6 protein-coding genes are annotated in these 3,383 nt (G+C 68.6%); 4 read left to right on the top strand and 2 right to left on the bottom strand.

All coding sequences use genetic code 11. The features are described 5' to 3' along the window. Positions 1–104 (bottom strand): LysR family transcriptional regulator (locus N878_RS29575; RefSeq protein WP_156350887.1); only part of this gene is annotated, 104 nt, incomplete at its 3' end. A gap of 100 nt (positions 105–204) precedes the next feature. Here N878_RS29575 and N878_RS15670 point away from each other — a divergent pair. After that, complete coding sequence (locus N878_RS15670; RefSeq protein WP_021444562.1) at positions 205–957, top strand: sulfite exporter TauE/SafE family protein; 753 nt, start codon at positions 205–207, stop codon at positions 955–957. A gap of 30 nt (positions 958–987) precedes the next feature. Here the strand turns inward: N878_RS15670 and N878_RS15665 are convergent, their stop codons facing one another. Then, the gene (locus N878_RS15665) at positions 988–1,842 is read right to left on the bottom strand and encodes a LysR substrate-binding domain-containing protein (RefSeq protein ID WP_021444561.1); all 855 of its coding nucleotides are present in this window, start codon (positions 1,840–1,842) and stop codon (positions 988–990) included. Positions 1,843–1,939: 97 nt separating this feature from the next. Between N878_RS15665 and N878_RS15660 the strand changes: the two genes are divergently transcribed. The 3 genes from N878_RS15660 to N878_RS15650 all read left to right on the top strand — a co-directional run. Beyond that, complete coding sequence (locus tag N878_RS15660; RefSeq protein WP_021444560.1) at positions 1,940–2,173, top strand: DUF1127 domain-containing protein; 234 nt, start codon at positions 1,940–1,942, stop codon at positions 2,171–2,173. A 223-nt stretch (positions 2,174–2,396) separates the two neighbouring features. After that, a complete protein-coding gene (locus N878_RS15655; RefSeq protein WP_021444559.1) occupies positions 2,397–2,879 on the top strand; it encodes a DUF3291 domain-containing protein in 483 nt (160 codons plus the stop codon). A gap of 32 nt (positions 2,880–2,911) precedes the next feature. Next, positions 2,912–3,383, top strand: a 472-nt coding sequence (locus N878_RS15650) for a crosslink repair DNA glycosylase YcaQ family protein (protein ID WP_021444558.1), incomplete at its 3' end; no start/stop codon positions are given.

Below are 3,383 nucleotides of genomic sequence, written 5' to 3'. Positions count from 1 at the left end.
GCCGAGGGCGTCAGCGGGTGGCGGCGCGCGGCGGCGGAGAAGCTGCCGGCCTCCAGCACGTCGAGAAAGAGTTGCAGCTGGTCGGTCAGGGCATCGGGGTTCATGGCGACTCTGCTGTGCGTGATAAGCGCAGCCATTGTGCGCGGCTATGCGTTTCCGCGCCAGCCGCCCCTGATTAGCATGCGCCCATTGCCTGGAGGTGCCATGAATCTGCTCGATCTTTCCCTGAATCTGTTGCTGGGCCTGAGCCTGGGCACCCTGGGCGGGCTGTTCGGCATCGGCGGCGGGCTGATCGCCATTCCGGTGCTCGGCGTGCTGTTCGGCCTGGATCAGCAATTGTCCCAGGGCACGGCCCTGGTGATGGTGGTGCCCAACGTGATGCTGGCGCTGTGGCGCTACCACCAGCGCAACCGCATCGATCCGCGCCACGCGCTGCTGCTCGGCGGCTCCAGCCTGCTCTGCGCCTGGCTGGCCTCGCTCTACGCGGTGGGGCTGGAGGCGCGCACCATGCGCTGGGCCTTCGTCGGCTTCCTGCTGGCCCTGGCCGCCTACAACCTGCTGCGCATGTCGATGCGCCAGGCGCCGGCCAGCGCCGAGCTGCGTCATCCCTGGGGCTGGTTCGGCGCGCTGGGCGGGGTGTCCGGCGCCATGGGCGGGCTGTTCGGCGTCGGTGGTGCGGTGGTGGCCACGCCGGTGTTGACCAGCCTGTTCGGCACCAGCCAGGTGGTAGCCCAGGGGCTATCGCTGTCGCTGGCGCTGCCCAGCACCGGGGTGACCCTGCTGACCTACGCGCTGCACCAGCACGTCAACTGGTGGATGGGCGTGCCCCTGGCGGTGGGCGGGCTGCTCAGCATCAGCTGGGGCGTGCGCATGGCCCACGCGTTGCCGGAGCGCCTGCTGCGCAGCCTGTTCTGCGGTTTTCTGCTGGTCTGTGCGGCGCTGCTGGCCCTGGAGTAGCGGCGGCGGGCGGTGCTGGACTGCCTCCGGCTACAGGCGAAAGCCCTCGACTATATGCTCGGCCAGGCACTCGGTGACCGGCGACTGGCTGGCCTCGTTGCGCAGCAGCACGATGCTCGCCGAGGGCATGGCCGGCAGCCCCTCGGCCTCGCCGATGATGCGCATGTCCGGGGTGATCAGGCTCTGCAGCTGCGCGGTGATCGCCAAGCCGGCGCTGACCACCGCCATGATCGCCGACAGGCTGGGGCTGGTGTAGGCGATGCGGTACTCGCGCTCCATGGCGTCCAGCGCATTGCACGCCCAGGAGCGGCAGAAGCATTGCGAGTTGAACATCGCCAGCGGCAGCGGCTCCTGTTCGTGCGGGCTGAAGCCCTGAGCTTCGGCCCAGACGATGCGCTCCTGGCGCAGCAACTGGCCGATTTCCTTGCCCGGCTCGCGGGTGACGATGGTCAGGTCCAGGTCCTGGCGCTGCAGCAGCTGGAACGAGGGTTCGCAGTGCAGCTCGACCTGCACCATGGGGTAGGCCTGGGCGAAGCGCGAGAGGATGCCGGGCATGAAGCGCATCACGTAGTCGTCCGGCGTGCCGATGCGCACGGTGCCGACCATGTGCGGCTCGCGCAGGGTGGTCAGCAGCTCGCCGTGCAGCTTGAGGATGCGTCGGGCGTAACCGAGCAGCAGCTGGCCCTCGGCGGTCAGGCTGACCTGGCGGCCGTCGCGCTGGAACAGCGGGCGCTGCATCACGTCTTCCTCGAGGCGCTTCATCTGCATGCTTACCGCCGATTGGGTGCGGTTGACCGCCTCGGCGGCGCGGGTGAAGCCGCCCTGGTCGACGATGGCGACGAAGGTGCGCAGCAGTTCGCTGTCGATGCTGGGGTACAGGGCCATCCATCAATATCCCAGATGTAGTGCATAAGAAACATTCGTTGGATTGATCTTAAGCCCAGCGCGAGACTGGCGCCAACCCCACAGGGAGGGCAAAGAGATGAAAGGTCAAAAAGGTTATGCCGTCGCTCAGCCGCTGCACTTCGCCGCTCCGCGCCTGGGCGCCCGCTTGCTGTCGATGGCGCGTCAGTTGCGCCGCTGGTGGCAGCTGGCCGAGCAGCGCCGCCGTCTGGGCATGCTCGACGATGCCGCGCTCAAGGACATCGGCCTGAGCCGCGCCGATGCGCTGCAGGAGAGCGAGCGGCCATTCTGGGACGATCCGCTCAAGCACTGAGAGCCTGTTCAAAGGCTCGCGAGCTAGAGCAATGCAAGGCAAAAACAGGCGAGGGCGCGGAGTTTACGAGCTGTAAATGAGCAGCCCGAGCCTGTTTTTAACGCAGCAGTGCCGACGCGCAGCAGACTTTGAAGCGGTTCTGAGGCCGTGGCGCTGTGGGGCTCGCCGGCTCGGCAGCGCAGCCCGATACCCGCATCATGCAATGGATAGACAAGGAGTGCCCATGCCCGGTTACCACCTGGCCCAGCTGAATATCGCCAACCTGGCGGCGCCGCTGGATTCGCCGCCGCTGGCCGATTTCGTCGCCAATCTGCAGCGCATCAACGCCCTGGCCGAGGCCTCGCTGGGCTTCGTCTGGCGCCTCGCGGACGAGGGGGGCGACGCCACCGCGTTGCGCCCGTTCGGTGAGGACGTGCTGGTCAATCTGTCGCTCTGGCGCGACGTCGAGAGCCTGAGCGACTACGTCTACAAAACCGCCCATCGCGAGATGCTCAAGCGCCGCCGCGAATGGTTCGAGCCGGTGGCGCAGGCGCATCTGGTGCTCTGGTGGGTGGCGGCCGGACAGCGGCCGAGCCTGGAGGAGGCGGCCGAACGTCTGCAGCGCCTGCGCCGCAAGGGGCCGACGCCTGCGGCCTTCAGCTTTCGCCAGCGCTTCCTGGCGCCCGACGCGCAGCCGTCGTTGCCACTGGAGCTGGCGCGCGACTAGTCTGGGCGCACCGCCACTCCAGGGACGGCCCCATGCCCGATTCACTTTCCCTCGCCGAAGCCCGGCGCCTGGTACTGGCTGCCCAGGGCTTCGGTCGTGCCCCGCGCGGCGCCGTCGGCCGGCATCAGTTGCTGAGCCAGGTCGAGCGCCTCGGCGTGCTGCAGCTCGATTCGGTCAACGCGCTGGTGCGCTCGCACTACCTGCCAGCCTTTTCCCGTCTCGGCCACTACGCGCCCGAGCTGCTCGACCAGTTGGCCTGGGGCAAGCCGCGTCAGCGCGCGCTGTTCGAGTACTGGGGCCACGAGGCCTCGCTGTTGCCGCTGGAGATCCATCCCCTGCTGCGCTGGCGCATGCGCCGCGCGGCGCAGGGACGCGGCATCTACCGGCAATTGGCGGAATTCGGCGCACAACGCGGCGAGGTGATCGCCCGGGTGCTGCAGGCGGTGCGCGAGCAGGGCGCGCTGGGCGCCGGCAGCCTGTCGAGCCGCCAGCAGCGCGCCGGCC

The organism is Pseudomonas sp. EGD-AK9, assembly GCF_000465935.2.
In the GTDB taxonomy this organism is placed as follows: Bacteria; Pseudomonadota; Gammaproteobacteria; order Pseudomonadales; family Pseudomonadaceae; genus Aquipseudomonas.
The sequence above is the reverse complement of the archived record's forward strand: the minus strand, read 5'-3'. Positions and strand labels throughout refer to the sequence as shown.

Excerpts from the sequence above, each read along its gene's own strand:
- N878_RS15670 (WP_021444562.1), top strand. The coding sequence starts at position 205 with ATGAATCTGCTCGATCTTTCCCTGAATCTGTTGCTGGGCCTGAGCCTG.
- N878_RS15665 (WP_021444561.1), bottom strand. The coding sequence starts at position 1,842 with ATGGCCCTGTACCCCAGCATCGACAGCGAACTGCTGCGCACCTTCGTC.
- N878_RS15660 (WP_021444560.1), top strand. The coding sequence starts at position 1,940 with ATGAAAGGTCAAAAAGGTTATGCCGTCGCTCAGCCGCTGCACTTCGCC.
- N878_RS15655 (WP_021444559.1), top strand. The coding sequence starts at position 2,397 with ATGCCCGGTTACCACCTGGCCCAGCTGAATATCGCCAACCTGGCGGCG.